General features: G+C 47.4%; 14 protein-coding genes, 1 pseudogene and 1 riboswitch. Of the genes and pseudogenes, 6 read left to right on the top strand and 9 right to left on the bottom strand.

Going from position 1 to position 20,622, the window contains the following annotated elements; all coding sequences use genetic code 11:
- Positions 1–2 precede the first annotated feature (2 nt).
- Positions 3–140: riboswitch (cyclic di-AMP (ydaO/yuaA leader) on the bottom strand.
- A gap of 219 nt (positions 141–359) precedes the next feature.
- On the bottom strand, positions 360–1,181 hold the full coding sequence (locus EIM92_RS04155) for a hypothetical protein (RefSeq protein WP_125081605.1): 822 nt from the start codon (positions 1,179–1,181) through the stop codon (positions 360–362).
- Between the two features lie 236 nt (positions 1,182–1,417).
- Complete coding sequence (locus tag EIM92_RS04150) at positions 1,418–3,409, bottom strand: M1 family metallopeptidase (protein WP_125081604.1); 1,992 nt, start codon at positions 3,407–3,409, stop codon at positions 1,418–1,420.
- A gap of 192 nt (positions 3,410–3,601) precedes the next feature.
- Between EIM92_RS04150 and EIM92_RS04145 the strand changes: the two genes are divergently transcribed.
- Positions 3,602–4,126 (top strand): YwhD family protein, encoded by a 525-nt coding sequence (locus EIM92_RS04145; RefSeq protein WP_125081603.1) that lies wholly within the window; start codon positions 3,602–3,604, stop codon positions 4,124–4,126.
- A gap of 173 nt (positions 4,127–4,299) precedes the next feature.
- Here the strand turns inward: EIM92_RS04145 and EIM92_RS04140 are convergent, their stop codons facing one another.
- From EIM92_RS04140 to EIM92_RS24090, 6 genes and pseudogenes are all read right to left on the bottom strand, one after another.
- Positions 4,300–6,618, bottom strand: coding sequence for a heavy metal translocating P-type ATPase (locus tag EIM92_RS04140; protein ID WP_125081602.1), 2,319 nt, complete (start codon positions 6,616–6,618; stop codon positions 4,300–4,302).
- Positions 6,611–6,997 carry an ArsR/SmtB family transcription factor gene (locus EIM92_RS04135; protein ID WP_125081601.1) on the bottom strand — a complete coding sequence of 129 codons (387 nt, stop codon included), beginning with the start codon at positions 6,995–6,997 and terminating at the stop codon, positions 6,611–6,613. Before EIM92_RS04135 ends, EIM92_RS04140 begins: the two co-directional genes overlap by 8 nt.
- Positions 6,998–7,295: 298 nt before the next feature.
- Positions 7,296–7,958, bottom strand: coding sequence for a DNA-3-methyladenine glycosylase (locus EIM92_RS04130; protein WP_125081600.1), 663 nt, complete (start codon positions 7,956–7,958; stop codon positions 7,296–7,298).
- A 54-nt stretch (positions 7,959–8,012) separates the two neighbouring features.
- The gene (locus EIM92_RS04125; RefSeq protein WP_125081599.1) at positions 8,013–10,067 is read right to left on the bottom strand and encodes a transglycosylase domain-containing protein; all 2,055 of its coding nucleotides are present in this window, start codon (positions 10,065–10,067) and stop codon (positions 8,013–8,015) included.
- A 563-nt stretch (positions 10,068–10,630) separates the two neighbouring features.
- Positions 10,631–11,299, bottom strand: a complete 669-nt coding sequence (locus EIM92_RS04120; RefSeq protein WP_125081598.1) for a hypothetical protein — start codon at positions 11,297–11,299, stop codon at positions 10,631–10,633.
- A gap of 124 nt (positions 11,300–11,423) precedes the next feature.
- Positions 11,424–12,437, bottom strand: a pseudogene (locus EIM92_RS24090) (IS256 family transposase); the annotation flags it as partial.
- 1,006 nt (positions 12,438–13,443) lie between these two features.
- Between EIM92_RS24090 and speE the strand changes: the two are divergent.
- The 5 genes from speE to argS all read left to right on the top strand — a co-directional run bounded on the left by speE (position 13,444) and on the right by argS (position 18,915).
- Positions 13,444–14,271: a polyamine aminopropyltransferase gene (speE, locus tag EIM92_RS04100; protein ID WP_125081597.1), complete on the top strand. Its 828-nt coding sequence runs from the start codon at positions 13,444–13,446 to the stop codon at positions 14,269–14,271.
- Positions 14,272–14,289: 18 nt separating this feature from the next.
- Complete coding sequence (gene speB, locus EIM92_RS04095; RefSeq protein ID WP_125081596.1) at positions 14,290–15,159, top strand: agmatinase; 870 nt, start codon at positions 14,290–14,292, stop codon at positions 15,157–15,159.
- A gap of 460 nt (positions 15,160–15,619) precedes the next feature.
- The gene (locus EIM92_RS04090) at positions 15,620–16,639 is read left to right on the top strand and encodes a hypothetical protein (RefSeq protein ID WP_125081595.1); all 1,020 of its coding nucleotides are present in this window, start codon (positions 15,620–15,622) and stop codon (positions 16,637–16,639) included.
- A 175-nt stretch (positions 16,640–16,814) separates the two neighbouring features.
- Positions 16,815–17,234, top strand: a complete 420-nt coding sequence (locus tag EIM92_RS04085) for a YwiB family protein (RefSeq protein ID WP_125081594.1) — start codon at positions 16,815–16,817, stop codon at positions 17,232–17,234.
- Position 17,235: 1 nt separating this feature from the next.
- Positions 17,236–18,915, top strand: coding sequence for an arginine--tRNA ligase (gene argS, locus EIM92_RS04080; protein WP_125081593.1), 1,680 nt, complete (start codon positions 17,236–17,238; stop codon positions 18,913–18,915).
- Between the two features lie 202 nt (positions 18,916–19,117).
- On the opposite strand, the gene EIM92_RS04075 is transcribed toward argS, so the two are convergent.
- Entirely contained in the window at positions 19,118–20,269 is a 1,152-nt protein-coding gene (locus EIM92_RS04075; protein WP_125081592.1) for a S8 family peptidase, read from the bottom strand.
- Positions 20,270–20,622: the final 353 nt, after the last annotated feature.

The following is a 20,622-nucleotide window of genomic DNA, read 5'->3' as shown; positions in this document are numbered from 1 at the left end:
AGTTATGCTCCTTCCAATGCCTACGAGGTTAGCTTAAGGATTCGGTTTGAAGGTTCCCTATGATCCCTCTGAAGCGAGATCAATTCACCCAAAGTGGTTCCCCCGTTTCCCCGGTGAAGGGAATTCGGCTGTAATTTTAACACCATGTTTAACCTATTCGATATGCTGCCATACATCTTGTAAATGATGACAGAAATGATTACAAAACTGTTACTTAAAAAGTACTGTTGTTATTGTAACAAGGTAGGCAGCATTTGGCAATGGTTAATTTGCGAGAATTATATAGTAAGCATAGAATAAGGCCCCCGCAAAAGCGCGGAGGCCTTGTGGCTCTAGGGAGCCAAAGAAATGAAGAAAATTTAACTTTTTTGTTGCCATAAGCAATATTGCGAGGATATTTTCCATATTTTGAGAACACTACGAAAGAATGGGTAAGCTTGCTGTAGGATCAACGCTAGGAGACCGGTCATGATCCAGGATATCGTGCCGAATAGAATAAATACTATAGAACATGAAATTGCGAGAATGACGGAGATTCCTAAACCAGTTATAAGATGCTTCCAGCAAACGAGCAGGGATGGCCAGGGATTGTGTCTGAATAAATAGCCGAACTGCAGGAATAGCAAGCTTTGTCGAATAAACCAGCTGTAACCAAGCCAGCCAACGATATAAGCCGTAGTAATTAAGAAAGTAGGGATATGACTGCTTCCTTGGAGGAGGAGGGACAGAGGTGCGTATACTTTGGGCAGCAGCCACACGGTGGGAATCAGAATTAAGATAAGCTCCAGAAAATAGAATAGAGTCACAGGCTTCCAGAATTTCTGCATGCCTCGGAATAGAGGGAGGCCAGCCGCCCTTTCTTCCGCTGGAAGCAGTCCGTATAAGATGCCAGCGTGAATTAAAGGGGTCAATAGCAGTCGAAGCATGACCATGCCGGACAGGATCCATATGTAATGGTGAACTTCGGGAGTTTGCCAGAACCTGCTCTGTCCCTCGATTAGAAACAAAATTCGGCTTAATTCATGGGGTGGAGGATCTGGAAATCGGTGCAGAACTTGAATAACAGCTGTATTGACTAGGCGATATAGAAACACTCCCCACAGCAACTGATACAGAAAAAGAATGATGACGGAGGGGAACTGGCTTTTGACGCTGCTCCACCCATTGCGAATATAGGGCATGACATTCCCTCCTAAAAGTTTTGTGAGCGGTACTCCTTTGAATAAGCCTCGAGCAAAACTACTTCGTAAGCTTAAGCTAAGTTTTGTGAGCGGTACTCCTTTGAATAAGCCTCGAGCAAAACTACTTCGTAAGCTTAAGCTAAGTTTTGTGAGCGGTACTCCTCTGAATAAGCCTCGAGCAAAACTACTTCGTAAGCCTAAGCTTAGTTTTGTGAGTAATACCGCTCTGAGTAGGTCTACCACAGGAATGAGCTGATCAGCATTTCAAATAGCCTGGTTACTGTGACGTTGGAGCGCGTGCTGATCTTCTCATCAATGCTGGCTTTAAAGTAATTGTTAATGTGCTTGTTTTCCAGCACTATCGTATAGTTCGGATCGATCATGGCCCAAGCGAGAGGGGCTTTATAGCGCAATTTTAATTGTGCCTGCTCCTCCTCTCCGTTCCATACCTTTCGAATCGTGTGGCCGTCTTGGAAGGTGAAGAGAAGAGGAACCTTCGGATGGGTTCCGCCTTTTCGCTTGATATCTACAATCGATTCGTACAACAATTCATTGTTTTGTTGGACTTCCAGGGTAGTGATGTTCTCTATGGCATAGTCCGCCATTTCTCCGCCGTATACATATTGGTTAAAGTACTTTTTCCAGGAGCGCCCCGTCGTTTGCTCCAGTACCTGCTGGAAGTCTGCTGTGGTAGGATGTTTGAAGCGATATTTACGAGCATAGAGGGACAGAGTGCGGTTCATGGTTTTGCTGCCGATTCTCCGTTCAATATCCAGCAGAACGAGCTTGCCGCGATGATAGACATTTTTGGCATAATTGTCCGCCGTCCCAAATTCCCAAGAGGGTTGTGTCAATGGCTTAGGATTATGAATGAATGCGGATTGGATGGGCAGCCTGGTAGTGATTCCAAACTCTTGATCCATTAAACGATCTTCGGCATAGGAGGTAAAGGCTTCGTCCAGCCAAGCTTCTTCAAACTCATTATTGGCCACCATCCCATAGAAAAACTGATGCCCGATTTCATGAATTACCGTTCGTTCCAGCTCGTCATAGCCTGGGGAGTCACCGGTCGCGCCAAATGCTGTAATTAGTGTCGGATATTCCATTCCCCCTGCACCATTTCCCTCAGCCGGAGGAACCACGATGGATAAAGTGGAGTAGGGGTACTTGCCATACCATTTGCTGAAATTGGACAAAGCAACCTTGGCGGCATAAAAATAGCGATCCTTTAAATCTTCATGGGCTGGATCTAAATACAACTTAATGCGCACCCCAGGAACCTCCGTCGTTGAAAAGGGTTCCTCTGCATATACAAAGTTGGGTGAAGCTGCCCAGGCGAAATCATGTACATCATCGGCATAGTATTGAACGATTTTTCGATCGCCCCGCTGTACCGCTTGCTTGGTAGGGAACCCTGTCGCCGCTACCGTGTATTTGCTCGGCACGTCAATATTTACGCTGTATATGCCGAAGTCTGAATAGAACTCCGAGTTTCCATGATACTGGTGCAAATTCCATCCCTCCGCGCTTCGTCCCCTTCGGAAGGCAGGTTCATATACGGATAGTTTCGGGAACCATTGGCCAGCCATCACAAAATCGCCGGCAGTACCCATCCGTGCGAATATTTTGGGCAGCTTTACGGTGAAATCCATTTTGAGCGTGATTGTCTCGCCGCCTTGCACCGACATTGGCAGCCGTACTTTAGCTAGTGTTCTATCATTGACATTGCCATCATCAGGCTGGACATATTGAACACGGTGCAGGAGGGAAATTCCATCCATCGTGCGGATATCGGTTAACTCTATGGAGCCCCAGCCATCTTTGGGCATGACGTCACCCCGTAGGCGGCCGCCCGATTCCTTCATAAAGGTGGTTTCTGGAGAAGCGAAGGCGTTAGGATATAGGTGAAAATACAGCTCATTCAGCGTCTTTTTGCCGGGATGGGTCCAGGTTAGCGTTTGGTTGCCGGTCAGCGTCCCTTCTTGTTCATTCAGCTTGACGTCAATATGGTATTCTGTAACCCGATTACTAAGTATTTCTGCCGTCGGCTGCTGGATGCTTTCTGCAGGCTGAGGAGCAGGGACCTTTGTTGCGGCGGTATTGCCCTGTGGTTGGGGAGCGAATGAGGGAGCGATTTGGTGGTCTTTAAGAAGCATGTACATGATGGAACCGCCTAGAAGACACACAGTAAAAATAGAAATACTAATGATAAAAATTCGACGGGTCATTCCATGGATACCTCCTGTTGACAAGCATCTACAGCATGTATATGTTTGCATTCGGGAGATTATTAGCTAAAATAAAATTAATGTATATGTCGGATGAACAAGCCGTTCTAATGGAATAAATTACGTAAAAACTGCCTTGGGGATCAGCTCTCAGCCATGATAGCGATCGCTACAAGCCAGGTGGAGGGAATTATGGATAATAAAGATACTTCGAAGAAGACGGGTAAGAAGATATTTGCCTTGAATATTATTAGCAATGACGATAAGAGCAAGCATAAAGGGTTCGGAGCGGGCTCCATTGACTTAAACAGTATGTCGCCTGTAATTATTGATGGAGATGAAGCATACATCGATATCGGTGCCATGCATGCTAAGAGCAAGGTGGAGAAAGGGATCAAATTTTCGGCGAATCGGGAGGATGTTCCGAATGGTCGCCAGGTATGGATCGTCTGGGTAGCTGTAGACCGCACGTCAGAAGCAGGACAGTTCTACGGCGGAATGACCGCATGCGAAATGTGGATCGATACAGAGGCACGCCGCGGGTGGAAGATACTAGCCGATCACGTTAACAAGATGGATTATGCCCTTAAGCGCAGAGTAATTCTCGATGGGCTAGGAGCACAAGAGAAGGCTGCCCTTAAAAAGCTGCTCATCGAAACGAATGAAGAATGGTGGGAGAAATCCTCGCCAGAGCTAAAGGCGGCTTTGGAGTCCTAATCTCACAGAAGTAAAATGTAAAACCAGAACAGCGATCAATCGTGTGGCAAAAGCGATATCGCTGTTTTTTGATATGATAATGGCTAGTCAAAAAGCACACGACGACTTAGAGAAAGATCTCTAGGCCAGCGTGTGCTTCTGTTTGCTAACAAAGAAAGTTAAATTACTTGTACTCACGAGGAGCTTGCTGAGCGATGGGCTGGAGCGTCTCTACCTAGCAGGACGGTCAGTCCGAGCAGCGTTACGACGATGGTAGCTCCCATATCGGACATGACGGCGATCCAGAGGGTGAGCCAGCCTGGAATCGTCAATAGCAAGGCAATCAGCTTCAGGGTGAGCGAAATCCCGATATTCCAGACAATAACACGATTTACCTGCCTTGCCACTTTTATGGCACCGGGCAGCTTACCGAGATGATCTTGCATGAGCACAATATCGGCGGTTTCTACTGCGGTATCGGTGCCTTTCCCCATGGCGATCCCCAAATTCGAGGCTGCAAGCGCGGGGGCGTCATTGATGCCGTCTCCAACCATGGCAACATTCCAGCTCTCGGACAGCTTGCGCACCCGTTCTACCTTCTGTTCAGGAAGCAGGCTGGCAGCCCAATCGGATACGCCTGCTTGGGCTGCTATCGTTGTGGCAGATTCGGCGTGATCGCCTGTCAGCATGACAGTGTGGACGATGCCATTTCGATGCAAATCGGCAATGACGTTCGGGCTTTCTGGTCTGAGCTCATCGGCTAGTCCGTATAAGCCAAGCACATGGTGGTGATCTGCGATCAGAACGACAGTGAGCCCTGCTGTTTTGAGCTGATTGAGGTCATACAGGACTTGTTGTCGTGCGTGCTCCTCAAGTGTTATTTTTTCTAATAATTCCTCACTGCCGGCCCAATAACGAACGCCCTCGATTTCCGCAGACAAGCCGACACCCGGAAGGGTTACGAGCTCGGTAGGCTGAGGCAGAGATGCGACTGGAATTCCCTGTGACTCGGCTTGACGAACGATGGCTTCAGCCAGCGGATGCAATGAGCCCGCCTCCATAGCTGCCGAGATGAGATGGAAGTGATCTGTATCGTACACGATTTCCTTTCTGACAGAAGGGAGACCTATCGTTAAGGTGCCTGTTTTATCGAAGGCAACGGCGTTGATTTTGCCGAGCTGTTCTAAATGCACGCCACCTTTGACAAGCACTCCGTTTCTCGCGCATCTTGTCATACCGCTGACCAGTGCGATGGGCGAAGAGAGCACAAGAGCGCACGGGCACCCGACAATGAGAATGGCCAGTCCCTCGTAGATCCATTTCATCCACGATTGTCCGAATAGTAAAGGGGGAACGAGCACAACTAGGGCGGCAATGATCATAATGGCAGGCGTATAATATTTCGCGAATTTATCAATGAATAGTTCTGTCGGTGTCTTCGTATCCTGCGCCTCCTGCACCAGATGCATGATTCGCGCAAGGGAAGACTCTTCGTAGGCCTTATCGATCCGTATTCTTAATAGACCGTCCGTATTAACACTGCCGCCAAATACGTGATGTCCCGGCTCTTTGGGTACGGGAATGGATTCGCCGGTGATCGCCGCTTCATTTACAGCACTGTGTCCTTCCATAATCGTTCCGTCGGATGGTATTTTCTCGCCTGCACGTACGAGAACTCTATCGCCGGCCTCCAGGCTGGTAATGGGCACCGTTAATTCTCCATCGCTGGTAATGAGTACGGCTTGCTTCGGAGCGGCGCTTAACAGCGCCTCCATCGATTTGCGGGCTCGGCTCATTCCGTAGCCTTCCAGAAGCTCATTCAGACCGAATAAAATGGCAACCAGCGTAGCTTCCTTCCATTCCCCGATTAATACAGCGCCAACCATGGCTACTGTCATCAGCGTATCCATATTGAATTTCAAACGGGTTAGGTTGCGCAGACCCCGAATAAAGGTCGAATATCCACTGATAGCAATCGATGACAGATACATGAGGATAAGGACGCTATCCGGCATAAATGAATCCAGGACGAAAGTGGCTAAATAGAGAGCGGCAGCAATGCCAAGCAGCCATTTTCCTAAGCGGCTACCGGCATGTTCATGGCTATGGCCGTGATGATGTGCATCATCGTGACTGTGCCCGTCGCTGGTCCTGTGAGCCACGTGTCCATGCAGGTTGTTATGTCCATGTCCATGTGCGTGACTGTGTTCACTACGTCGGTTACCGCGGGGGGCTCCCCCCGCAGCAAGGGTACTGCCCTGTTCCAGCGGGGATACTAGCGTAGCCCCATCACGTTTGAGAATTTTTTTGACACGGGCAAGATCCACTTTAGGGGAGACGAGAAGTCGGCCGCTGTTGTAAAGGATAGAGGCGTTTTTCCCATGCTCGAGCTTCTGGATTTCCTCCTGCATTTCCCGGGCGCAATTCGCACAGGAGAGACCTTGAATACGATATTCAATTTGGGAGTCAGGCTGACTTTTGTCTGAAGTAGCTTGAGGTTGGGATTTATTCATGGCAATTCTTCTCCTTTTGGTGCTCCAGCGTCATTGTAATTAGCATTTGGATGTGATGGTCCTTTAAGGAGTAAAATACGTTCTTGCCTTCTTTGCGCGATTTGGTAATGTTCATTTGCTTTAGCAAACGTAAATGATGAGATGCTGTAGCGACCGAGCTGTTGAGGATAGAGGCCACATCACATACACATAACTCCTCCTTTTGCTGCAATAAGTAGGCAATTTTCATCCGATTAGGATCGGACAGCGCTTTGAACATTTGCGCCATGCCAACGATCAGTTCCTCATTGAGGCTTTCACGCAACTCCGATGTAATGTCCTTGTGTACGTGAGCTTGCTCGCATACTTCGGTTTGAGCTAGTGGAATGGAATTTGTCATATGGTAAAGACCTCCAATAAAAATAAAGAAAAATCATTCAATCATTCGTTTGATTGTTTGAATATAGTATACTTCTGCTAGCTATAATATTCAAATGATTGCTTGAATGTGAATGGGTAAAGTAGCAGAAGAAAAAAAGCCGCCGGAATGGCGTGCTTAAGGGAGTGAATTATCGTGAGCATGTAGAAGAGACTGAAAACTCTTGAAAAAGGGTTGGAATATCTTCAAGCAACAACAGCATAACTAATGCAAATAAGGAGATTGTGTATGAAAAATCATACATAAGCTCTCGACTTAACTATTTAAATGCTGTCACATTTTTATCAAGAAGCGGAACGTACGGATTATCTCGTAAAAAGAAACGCCAAGGCTTAGCAGCATACTCCTCGGCATAGGCAATATTGATCCGTGGCGACTGCATGATAACATCGTTTGTAAGCGGTCGCCCGGCTTCAATCCATAACGGGCCTCCCCGCTCTAGGAGGGATTGGCCGTTCAGCGATTTATCGATACGTAGTCCGCGACATAGCTTGCCGGGGCCGCCGGATAAATCCACCGGCTTTTTTACCGCTGTATTTCGATATTTGCGCATCAATGTTTCATCTTCCGGGGTCAGAGGCGCGACGGCCCGAATCAATACGGCTTGCGGATCATTGATTGCTCCAGTAACGACATTCAGACAATGGTACATGCCATAGATGAGGTAAATGTAGGCTATGCCGCCTCGACCGAACATCACTTCAGTTCTTGCTGTTCTTCGCCCGCCATAGGCGTGGCATCCTTTATCCTCAACACCTCCGTAGCTCTCGGTTTCTACAATGCGGCAGCGAATATCCCCTTCCTCGGTACGACGTACAAGCGTATGCCCGAGTAGCAGGGGAGCCGCTTCCAAAGCCGTCATTTCATAGAATGCAGGGGGAAGCGGCGATCCTTCATGATATTGAGACAGTGTTAGGCTCATGATTTAAGATCTCCTTATCTATACGTCATTCTCATGGTACAGCATGACGTATTGCTAGTCCATCCACCAGCGCTTCAGATCACTCCACCATGAACGGGTCTCGGGTTTATTTTCAACAGGAACCGGCTCGGGCTCTTGGTGTCCATGCTCATCGCAGGCCTCCGTCGGCTCGGTTCCCTCGATGAATACCTCCAGTTTTTTATCCGGACAATCTTCCGTTGCAAGCTTCCCTGTGGCGGGATCGAGATATACACTTACGACTCCGTCAGGAATAGGGAAAATCTTCGGCGGCACTTTCTCTAATGCTTTCTCAGTGTATTTGGCGAATATCGGTGCCGCTTTCCGTGATTCAGCCGTACCCAGCATTTTTCCCTTATCGTAGCCGACCCAGACGGCCGTGGAGAGCTCTGGAGTGAATCCCACCATCCAGGCATCGGTACTTGTAGTACCCGTTTTGCCGGCAACTGGGCGTTTAATATCCGCTGATACCCGGTTTCCGGTTCCCCCGGCTTCGAATACACTCTCCAGCAAGTGGGTCAATACATAAGCGGCGGCGGGCTCGACGACTTGCTCAGGTGCGGATGAAGGAGCTTCATATAATACGCGTCCCTCGTCATCTGTAATTTTCAAGACGGCAATGGGTTTAACCTGTTTCCCTTGGTTACTGATTACCCCGAAAGCTGTCGCCATCTCAAAGGGGCTGACGGGTGATGTGCCCAGTGCGAGCGAAGGCACCGCGCTCATTGGGCTCGAAATCCCCATCCGCCGTCCGAGTTCAATCACCTGATCGGCCCCGACCGTCAGTATCGTATTGACGGCATAGATATTATCCGAGGCGGCAATGGCCTGCCGCATATCGATCTCGCCCAAATATTTATCGCCGAAATTTTTGGGGCTGTAAGTTTTCCTATTATTATCATAATGGAACAAAGTCGGCTGGCTAGTGAACTTACTGGCGCTCGTCATCTTGCGGGAGGACAGAGCGGACAAGTACATGATCGGTTTAAATGTAGAGCCAGGCTGACGGGCAGTCGCAAAGACATGATTATACTGGCTTCGTTTGTAATTAACTCCGCCGACTAGGGCTTTGATATGGCCGCTGCGCGGATCGATGGAGATCAGGGCAGCCTCCAGCTCAGGGGATTCTTTGAGCTCGTTAGTAACGGCAAGCTCGGCTGCCTCCTGAGCTTCCATATCCAGAGTCGTATATATGTTAAGCCCGCCATGCTCAAGCAGTCCTTCATCAAAACCAAGCTCGTTGATAACGACATTTCGTACGTAGTCGCGAAAATAAGGGGCTTTATCCCCGATCGTCCGCAGTTTTTGGGATTTGAAATGAAGGATTTCATCGTAAGCCTGCTCCGCCTGCTGTTCCGTGATATGTCCCGTCTCCACCATGGCGTTGAGGACAAGGCGCTGGCGATCCTTTGCATTCTTCATTTGATTAAAGGGAGAATAATAAGTAGGTCCCTTCGGCACGCCTGCCAGCATGGCACTTTCAGCCAGGCTAAGCTGCTCTGCAGTTTTGCCGAAATACATCTGGGCTGCTGCCTCGATGCCGTAAGCACCATGTCCGTAGTAAATTTCGTTGAGATACATTTGCAGAATTTGATCCTTTTCCAGCTTCATTTCTAACTGAGCTGTGTACATCGCTTCCTTGATCTTTCGTGACCATGTACGTTCATGGGATAAATACAGATTACGCGCGAGCTGCTGCGACAATGTGCTGGCTCCCTGTACTTTATTCATTTCCCGCAAATTGACGAGGATGGCCCGGGCCATGCCTTTGAAATCAAAGCCGAAATGATCGTAAAATTGCCGATCCTCCACAGCTAGCGTCGCCTGAATCAGATATGGCGAAATATGATCCAGTGTTACTTTTGAGCGGCTTCGATCCGTGCTGGAAAAGACAGCGATCGCTTCCCCTTCGCGACTGAGAAGCTGGGAGTTCCGGTCAGAGTAAGCAAGGGGCAGGTCGGATTGGTGTAAATAGTATAAAAATGCCCCGAAGGCGACAGTCGCGATGAGAGCGCAGACCAGCAGCAATTTCAGCAATAATAATTTACCGCGCCGGGAGCCCTGTCTGTTGCTGCGAACAAGTCTATGCATAGCTTAATAGTCGCCTCCTCCAGTCATTGTTGTAGTGTTCACAATCGATGCGGTTACTGTTAAGTATGGGAAAGTTTGGGGGAGATATTCAGCTTTGTAAACGATTTTGGAACATTTAAGGTAGAAAGCTTAATCCAGTGAGGTACAGCACTGATGAAGACCTGATGGCTATTATTCGAGCGACACAGATCGTGTAAATTGCTTACCGTCTGACGGAGTTTCTGGAAGCTGCATAAATAAAAATGTAAGTCCCCTCAGTTCTATTGAATTGAACTGAGGGGACTTACATTTTTTATCAATTTAATGATGGGGTGCTTTATGTTTATTCTGTTTCTGTTACTTTTCTTTATTTATTAAGAAACAGATAACGTATGAGATCATTAATAATCCTAGCAACATAAAAATACACTTTGTAACAAAGAATATTGAATAAAAACTACCTTCATAAGGGGAATTAGTCATAGTATTAGCGACGAAGTTGGGAATAAATAGAATTATACAACCAGTTAGAACTCCCACAATGCCTTTTAATATAGTATTTATCACGTATATCTCCTTAAAAATTATCTATTTTGAATATAGCCAGTCTTATATACATACCCAAAGTGATTATTTTGACTTTGAATAGTAAAGTTTAACTCTGCATAATCCCCTATTCCAACTGATCCACCAAATGATGTTGATGTAGTGCCGTTATTATAAAAGTCTCCATTTATAACCCAATAGATTTTTTTATTTGTTTCAACCTTCGAAATATAATTATATGATCTAATCAGATTTAGATCTTCAATTCCTACGAAGTCTCTATATATCCCTTGGCACTTAACGTATATATCTAATTGTGGATACCAACCAGTGTCACCAACTTCAAATTGTTGATAGAAATGCACATAATAAGTATGTTCCTCTGCACTTTTTGTACTTAATGTTTTTGTAGTAGGTATATTTCGATTTTTAGCAATTTTTTGTACCATCTCATCATATGACAATTCTTCAGCCCATAATCCATTCCCTAAATAAATAGGTTCATCACTTTCAAATATTCTATCAAATTCGTCCCTCTCTAATTCAATACCACCATAGATTGTAGAATTGTTAGGTGTAATTGACTTGAAACTATCAAAAGGTATTGCTGAAACATCATCAATACTCTTTGCAGAGACGCTAACAACAGAACTAAGAAGAATGATTGCAGCGATGCTTAGTGAAAAAAATAACTTAGTATTCCTCATTAAACCATCCTCTCCATTTATTAGGTTACTCAACAGTTAATATATCATTATGGAATTTAATCGTAAATGGGTGACGTCAAGATTTTGTGTAAATAGAATAACCATCACTTGTAGATGTTTCTGTTTAGTCCGTGGTTGTGAACATAGCCTGAAGTTCAGCATGCGCCTGATCAAAGCCAATGTGGAAACGGGTTGCAAAACGTGATTGTAGCTCTCAAACTGAGCAACCAAGAATTATTCCAACGTTCCTCATTTGGAAACTGCTCTGCTCTTTGCACTTGGTTTATTTCTTGATTTGCTTGTTGAACGACTCAATGAGATTCGTAGAGTATATGCTTCTCCAGATAGGTTCTGGAAAGCTGTAAAATGTGAAGATATGGGGGATTCCTGTAGAGATTTCACAACCTTAGGATAGCTGGATTTCCACTTGGTACATAACTCTTATCTAGAGCCGCTTTTCCTTGTTTTTCGCTTTCAGCACGATATACGTATTTATAGTCATTACATATCTCAAGTCGGTCGGTTACACGAGCTTTATGGGATACTGCGTGCGACATGGACGCAGCAAGACTGATACCTCACCTGAGGATAGACCTGTTCAATGGCGGATACAATGCCCGTTAAACCATCCGAGATGACGGCAGAATCTCTTCGGTGCCCCGTGCCTTAATGTCCTGAAGCAGTTCATTCTACATGTAGGCAGACTCGAGCAACGGTGTATGCTAATACCTCTTTTGAGCGATCCTCACGGATCCCACCGCGAGATAGACGGCTTCCTTAGATACCACATCCCCTTTCACAGCAACATAAGTGGCATTGGTATACACACAAATATAACGCTTCGCCAGCTTGCGTGTAGTGGAGGCATCGACGGGTTTAACCATCGTTTTGGTCATATTTGGACGGTCTACGGACTGTAATGATGTCCATACATTTTCTCAATAAGGTCGGCAATCCTCGTCATCGTCACCCCTTTCTGAAATATGTGAATGACGAAGGCCTCCAGCGTATCATTGGATGTTTGTAGGGAGCGACGGTTTGCTGCTTAAACTCTCCATTGCGATTCTAGGAATGTGATCATCAGATCTCCGTACTCGGTGTGTAATGTACGTGTATAGCCGCCATTTCGAGAGTTTCCTTTTCTATTCATCTATTTACACAAATCAGCTAATATAATGTTATTAGCCGTCTGTTCTTTAATGGCTTGCTCAAGGTCTGCAAGATGACTTTGATACTCTATCAGTAAATTGATCATAAGTAGAAATGCTTTGACTTATACAGGGCTGCAGTCAACGACTAAACTGTTTGAGCGGCATGAAGAATGAGAGACCGATTACATTGTGCATGAATAGACATTTTTAGTTCATAGTGGCCCGCACTTAGAACGCTATCTGGTGTGGGTATTTTCTATATATTTCAAGTGAGGTTTTAGAGAATAATTGACCGAACAGTTTAGAATACAACGGAAATACTCGGTCCAGTTAAGCTGCCGGATCCCACTAACCATTGTACGTCCATAGCTTCACATGTTATTCGAGATCAATGTCTCAACCATCCTAATCATGGTTTGCATAATAGCAGGTGGACAGTTTGTGTAACGGGCTGATTGCCCACATATTTTATCGTACTACCGGGCTAAAGCTATTTTAAATGAAAATGAGGTTAACCAGAATAAGGTGGCTAATCTCATAATACGAAGATGTTTTACGCTCTCTGTAAATGCAATAGATGGTGTAATGATATGAAAATATGCCCTTATACTAAGATACTTAATATAAAAATCACGATAGCATAAGCCAAAGTGATTTTTTGCTACCTGTGATTATGTCTGCTAAGTTAGCGGCTATAGAGGTGAAAAAGCAATGGCTATTAACATCGCTATTCGTTGTGTCCATTTTGCTCGTAATGAACCACAAAGACAATGATTACACTATAAACACTGCGGTGAAATCCACAGACTTAAACGAGCTGTAGGGCCATAATCCAACGCTCGCAAACAGTGCGTATTTTGTGTTATTATCAAATTTGTTTGGTACAATAGGAAGAGAAACTTTGCAAGAAGTGAATCTGGACAGCCCCCGGCCTCCGGTATGGGTTAATATGACGGCTAAACACTATTCTCACGGGAAAGAAGGGGTTATACGATGGAATTGTGGTTTACGGAGAAACAAACGCCCGTCTTTGGCATTACGGCAAAAATTCGGGAAACATTGGTGAGAGAACAGACGGATTTTCAAGATTTGGCGATCATTGATACCGAAGAGTTTGGACGAATGCTCGTGCTTGACGATATGGTCATGACGACGGTAAAGGATGAATTCGTATACCACGAGATGGTGGCCCATCCGGCGTTGTTTACACACCCAGATCCGAAGCATGTGCTTGTTGTCGGTGGCGGTGATGGCGGCGTAATTCGGGAAATTATGAAGCATCCGAAGGTGGAGAAGGCTGTTCTTGTGGATATTGACGGAAAAGTGATTGAATACTCAAAAAAGTATTTGCCTGAAATCGCTAGTGAACTGGACAACCCGAGGGTTGAGGTTCAAGTGAATGATGGCTATATGCATATTATAGAAAGCAAGAATAAATATGATGTGATTATGGTCGACTCTACGGAGCCTGTAGGTCCAGCTGCTCCATTGTTTGAGCGCGGCTTCTATCAAGGGATTTATGAGGCGCTGAAGGATGACGGCATTTTTGTGGCGCAGACCGACAATCCTTGGTTCAAAGCGGATTTAATTCGAAATGTGAATAAAGACGTGAAGGAAATCTTCCCGGTGGTCCGTGTGTATACCGCTAATATTCCGACGTATCCGAGCGGCTTGTGGACCTTTACGATGGGAAGCAAGATCCATGACCCACTTCAAGTGGATGAGACGCAAATTCCGGAAATCGATACGAAGTATTACTCACCGCGTTTGCACAAAGCCGCATTCGTACTGCCTAAGTTCGTAGAAGATCTCGTGAAGTAAAGGGAGGAGGAACACGCAATGAAACTGGATCAGGCATATTCGGGAAACGTCTTTATTTGCAGTTCGGATTCGTATGAAGACGCCAAAGCGGTTATTTATGGGATGCCGATGGATTACACCGTCAGCTATCGTCCGGGCTCGCGGTTTGGCCCCGCGCGCATTCGCCAAGCTTCTGTCGGCCTTGAGGAATATAGTCCTTATTTAGATAAAAACATCTTGGATGCTGTTTATTTTGACGCGGGTGATTTGTTGCTGCCTTTCGGTAACGCAGCTCGCAGTCTCGATGTCATTGGCGACTATGTTCGCGGCCTGCTGGCAGATGATAAATTCCCCATCGGTTTGGGTGGAGAGCATCTGGTCAGTTGGCCAGTGATCCAAGCCATGTACGAGAAGTATCCAGATTTGGCCGTGATTCATATTGATGCGCATGCTGATCTTCGCGATCAATATGAAGGCGAACCGCTGTCCCATTCTACGCCGATTCGCAAAGCGGCTGAATTGATGGGCGGCAAGAACATCTACCAATTCGGAATCCGTTCCGGTTCGAAGGAAGAATTCCTTTACGGCCGCCAGAATATCAATTTCCACCCGTTCGAGGTGGCGGCGCCGCTGAAGATGGAGCTGCCGAAGATGGGCTCGCGTCCGGTGTACGTTACGATTGATATCGATGTACTCGATCCGTCCTGTGCCCCGGGCACAGGAACTGCCGAGGCAGGCGGAATCACATCGAAAGAGCTGCTTGAAGCGATTCATTTGATCGCCAGATCTGACGTGAATGTTGTGGGCTGCGACCTTGTTGAGGTAGCTCCGATTTACGACCCGACTGAGCAGACTCAAATCGTGGCTGCCAAGCTGATTCGCGAGATGCTTCTTGGCTTCGTAAAGTAGGCTTATTGAATGTATTATTTTTTCTTCAGAAATGAAATACCTTGTTGCGTTCTATCGCGACAGGGTATTTTTTGTGTACGCCCAGTATGGGCGCCATCTCTACGGTGAAAGTCCGGAATGGGGCTGGCGTTACGAATCGTAGCCGGTCCATATCGCCGTATGCGGACCCGCATGTACGGTGGTGTGACGGGGGTTAGTGGTTAATTGCCCCTTCCTGCTCGATAGTATGTCGTATGCCCTTGGAACTAATTTATTTCGGGCGTGAGAGTTTATGGCAACCTTTGCCCATTTAATGCGTCTAATCACTTGGAATTTGAATAACTTACTTAGCATATAAACGAATGCGTATGATTTGGCACAACTCTAGTTTGCAATTATTTACTTTACTAAAGCATGTCGTTATAGGATTTCGCTTTGTAAGTGAACAATATATCGATGCAGGGCAGCTTAAGGAGGAAAAATGAACAATCACAACAATCGGAAAGGCTATTTTTTAGCGGGAGTCTTGATTGCACTGGCAGCGATTCTCATTATTGGGATCGTTAAGCTGCAGGAACAGGATAAGCTGTTGAGAACCACGAATGCGGCGGTAAACGAAGCAGTTAATTTTGAGCGGATGGTGGAAGAAGAGTCTTCAGGGCAGGAGCCAGCTCCATTAGAAGAGGATCAGATGGGAGAAGCAGACTCCCTTTACTTGCTCGATCATCTTCCATTTAAAGAGGAAGAGGTGAGTTCCATTAAAGAGGAAGAGGTGAGTTCCATCTCTGTTATTCATAGCGGGATCAAAATAGAGGTTCCGACCGAGCGTCAATATGTGATCTTACAGTCTTTGCGGTTCACGGATATGCAAGCGGCAGTAACAGATGAATCTCCTTTGTCGGAGCAGATCATCCTACAATTCAACTTAACAAATCAGCGGGTTATTGAAGTGCCTTATAGTATGGATAATAACGCTTATGAAGTAGCAGGCAAGGCCTACTATGCCGATGACCAGGTGCTGCTGCTGATGCACGGGCTGATCAGACCTGAATCCGAGCTGGGCGTTTACGATACCTTCGAGGAGAAAGCGCGGCTGGAAATGGAACAGCTTGAAGAGCAGAGCGAGCCGCAGGGAATCGAATTGGAGCAGATTACGGTTGACGATCTTTTATTCATCGATTGGGAAGAGCGCCTGAAAACGGAGATAGCCGACTGGGAAATTTCTTATTACGATCATGCTACCGGTGAAGTCAGAGAGGCTCGCAAATTCAAGGACGGGATTATACAGCTAAATAACAAAATTATTTTCAGTGGCGGCTCTCATGAGACACCGGGAGGAGTCAAAGTCGGTTTAACTACGACAGAGGTTAATAATAAGCTTGATGCCGACCCGAGAAAGCTGCCAGGCAAATGGAGCTATAGGGTGGGTGATTACTTTCGATTTCATCTCTATTTTGATGATTCGAAGGTTAAATATATGGTACTAACTCAGCCGCTCTAGTCGTATGAATACTAATTGGAGAATATTTACGGGAAGACACCGCTCGCGAGAGGGGTGTTTTCGTTTAGAATAGAAGATATGATGCTGCTAAAACATTGAATTACACTGATGAACTGGATATAGTAGTACAATAAGAAAATGTTGCAGAACAGGCTATGTGGATGGAGAGGATAGGGTGCCTAACTGGAAGCCAGCCATCATCGTCATCAATAGCAGACAGGGCGATGAGGTATCAGAACAGCGAATCAAGGGCGAATCCTTGATCAAGGGAAGTGCCGTATATATTAGATATACCGAGCCTGAGCCAGGCCCAACGGGCGGTACGACGCGGGCTACGGTAAAAATATCGAAGGATGCGCTCAAAATCATGCGTCACGGCGAAGTGGAGTCCGAGCAGACGTTTCAGCAAGGGAGGCTGCTGCCGGGGTTCTATAGATCCCCGTACACGAGGTTCAATTTATCTACCGATACGAAGAGGCTGGACTCTCGCTTGGATGGTTGCTACGGCGTTGTGACCTGGGAATATGACCTGCTGGTTCATGAAGAAGTGACCGGACACTTTATTATCAGTCTACATATACAGGAGGAAGTTTAAAATGACAGTTAATCCCTTAGAACAAATCAATCAGTCCGTGAAGGAAGCGATTCTTAACGCAATCGCGGCCGCAGATCTGGCAGCTCGCGATGAGGTGCCCGCTATTGTATTGGAAGTGCCGAAGGATAAAGCGCACGGAGATCTGGCAACGAATGCTGCCATGCAACTCACGCGCATTGCCAAGAGAAACCCTCGTCAAATCGCGGAGGAAATCTTGAAGCATATCGATTATGAGCAAGCAGGGGTTGAACGGGCAGAGATTGCGGGCCCGGGGTTTATTAACTTTTTTCTTAGCAAAAGTTATCTGTACCCTGTGTTGGAGCAGATTTATACCCAGGGTGAAAATTATGGCCGGGTGAAGCTTGGGGAAGGCAAGAAGGTGCAGGTCGAGTTCGTTAGCGCTAATCCAACGGGCAGTCTTCACTTAGGTCATGCGCGCGGGGCGGCGGTCGGAGACGCTTTGTGTAATGTGCTGGATTACGCCGGGTATGAGGTCACCCGGGAGTACTATATCAATGATGCCGGCAATCAGGTCGCTAATCTCGTGAAATCGATCGAGGCTAGATACTTACAGGAGCTGGGTCAAGACGTGGAAATGCCGGAAGACGGGTATCATGGCGAGGATATCAAGGGCTTCGCGAAGGAACTGGTTGCTGAGAAGGGTGACGCGCTCTTGTCCCTACCACCGGAGGAAAGAGAGGCATTCCTCCGCAAATACGGGTTGGAAAAAGAGCTAGATAAGATTAAACGCGATCTGAATCGGTTCCGGGTAGGCTTCGATGTGTGGTTTAGCGAGACTTCCCTGTATGTCGACGGGCAGGTGGAGAAATCGCTGGAGGAGCTGCGTTCTAAAGGACAGACTTATGAGCTGGAGGGAGCGACATGGCTCAAATCCACGGAGTACGGGGACGACAAAGACCGCGTGCTCGTGAAGAACGATGGCACGTACACTTATTTGACGCCGGACATTGCGTATCACCGCAACAAATATGATCGCGGCTTCGATCGGATGATCAACATCTGGGGGGCTGACCACCACGGGTACATTCCGCGGGTGAAGGCGGCTATGCAAGCCCTTGGCAACGATCCTGATAAGCTGACGGTATTGATTGCACAAATGGTCAGCCTGTTCCAGGACGGCGAGAAGGTGAAGATGTCCAAGCGGACAGGAAAGGCCGTAACGATGGTCGATTTGATGGATGAGGTCGGCGTCGACGCGATCCGCTATTTCTTTACGATGCGGAGCATGGATTCGCATTTGGATTTCGACATGGATCTCGCGATTTCTACTTCCAACGAGAATCCGGTTTATTACGTTCAATACGCGCATGCGCGTATTTGCAGCATTTTCCGTCAGGCCGAGGAGCAGGGGATTGAAATTCCTGCCATTCAGGATGTGAAGCTGAGCAAGCTGACTGCGGAGCACGAGTTCGATTTGCTGCGCAAGCTGGGAGAACTGCCGGAGGAGATTGGTCTAGCGGCCGAGAACTTTGCCCCGCATCGCCTGGTGCGTTATTTGTATGAGCTGGCAGCACTGTTCCACAGTTATTATAAAGCGGAGCGAGTCATCACGGAGGACGCGGAGCAGACGGCGGCGCGGCTGGCGTTGCTAGGCGCCGTTCGCACGGTACTGGCCAATGTGCTGAAGCTGATCGGCGTCTCGGCGCCGGAACGGATGTAGCACAGCCATTGGTAGCTGGCGGCTCGACCAAGCGAAAAGTTGCACTGCGCACGCATCTCGTGCGCGGTGCTTTTTCGCTTTATGGTAGCGGTCGATAGCCAGCTTACCGTGCAGCCGGGCTTGACGCGGGGCCTCCCGCTTTACATGCCTGCCGCCGCTTCTGCCTCCCGCAGAGCCGCCTGCCCGCGTGCACGCCTGCATGCTAGCCCTGCCCGCGCCGCTCGATTTTGCCGCGCAGCAGACGCACCGCGCTCACCTCGCCCGGCCTTGAACGGGCACGGGCCTGCGACGTGGAGAGCGGCCTGGCTGTGCGGCGCAGGCGGCGCTTAATCTCGCCCGGTGTCAAATTCGGACGGGCGGCGAGCAGCAGGGCGATAGCTCCGCTGACATGGGATGTCGCCATGGATGTACCGCTCATCTCCCGATGCCCTCCACCGAGCCAGGAGGACGTTATTTTTTCTCCAGGGGCGTAAATGTCGATGTAAGGCCCTGAATTACTGAAAGAGGCAATTTTTCCGTCGCGGTTGGTAGCTCCGACTGAAATGGTCTGGGCATATTTCGCCGGGTAATCGGCGGTACGCTGCTTTTTGTCGTTTCCTGAAGAGGCGACAATGACAATGCCGGCCTCATTTGCTTTTCTTACAACATTTTTGAGTGCTTGACTTGTCGATTTCATACCGAAGCTCATGTTAATAATATTCATGCGGCTTCTGACGCACCAGTCGATCCCGAGAATAATGTCGGAGACGAATGCTGATCCATTGTGATCAAATGCTTTGACAGGATATATTAATGAACGAGGGGCAACGCCGATCATTCCTTGTGCTCCGCCAGCTGCTGCGATCGTTCCGGCGATATGAGTGCCATGCCCGTTATCATCGTGAGGTAGGCTGGCCCGATTCAATAAATGGATGCCGCGGCCCAGAGAATAACGTAAATCGGGGTGACTATAATCTGCTCCAGTATCAATGACGCCTATACGGATGCGGTATCCCGTTGAAACGGACCACACCTCGGGGGCTCCGATACGCTTGACGCCCCAGGGGATATCGGTGGCGCGTTCTTTCGAAGAGGAAGCCGATGAATGAACGCTGATCGTGGAATCACTTTCGACAAGCAGTCCAAGCTCCTCGAAAAATGTAGAATCGGGATACCTTAGAGAACAAAACAGGGCTTGGAGCAAGGATGATGAGCGAATTGACCGAAGCGCAGGATATATACGCCGATACTTTAACAACTGACTGAGGCACTCGTTATAATGGTCTGGCTGCAAGAAGCGGACGATATGCCGCCCGCTTTTTCCGGAGGTGTCGATGGAGTTACTCAACAAGCGCAGTAATTTGGCGTAGTCCATACATAATATCCTCCTGAGTTAGCGTGTTGGAGTATATTATGATGGCACTGTTGACCGGGAGTGGGGAAGTGACCCAGTACCAAGGAAATGGGCATACAGGCTTCGAGGAGTCGCTTCAAAGGTCATCTTCATTTACTTAGGTGTTATTATGCCCATTGCCGACAAATTCTTACTTTTTAGAAAAGTTAAGAAATATGAGGATTGGCCTCCAAGTTGCGTGTCAAAGGATAAATACACACATAGGATGGAGGGAGGGTTCTTCGGAGCCTTCATGACCGATCCGAAAAAAGACTTTTTTCGGATAGGATACAGTCAGAAGGCGGTGAACAATTCGTTCCCGTCTTTTTAAATTA

The organism is Paenibacillus lentus, from assembly GCF_003931855.1.
GTDB lineage: Bacteria > Bacillota > Bacilli > Paenibacillales > Paenibacillaceae > Fontibacillus > Fontibacillus lentus.
Note: the sequence above shows the minus strand (reverse complement) of the source record. Positions and strands in the feature narration are given on the sequence as shown.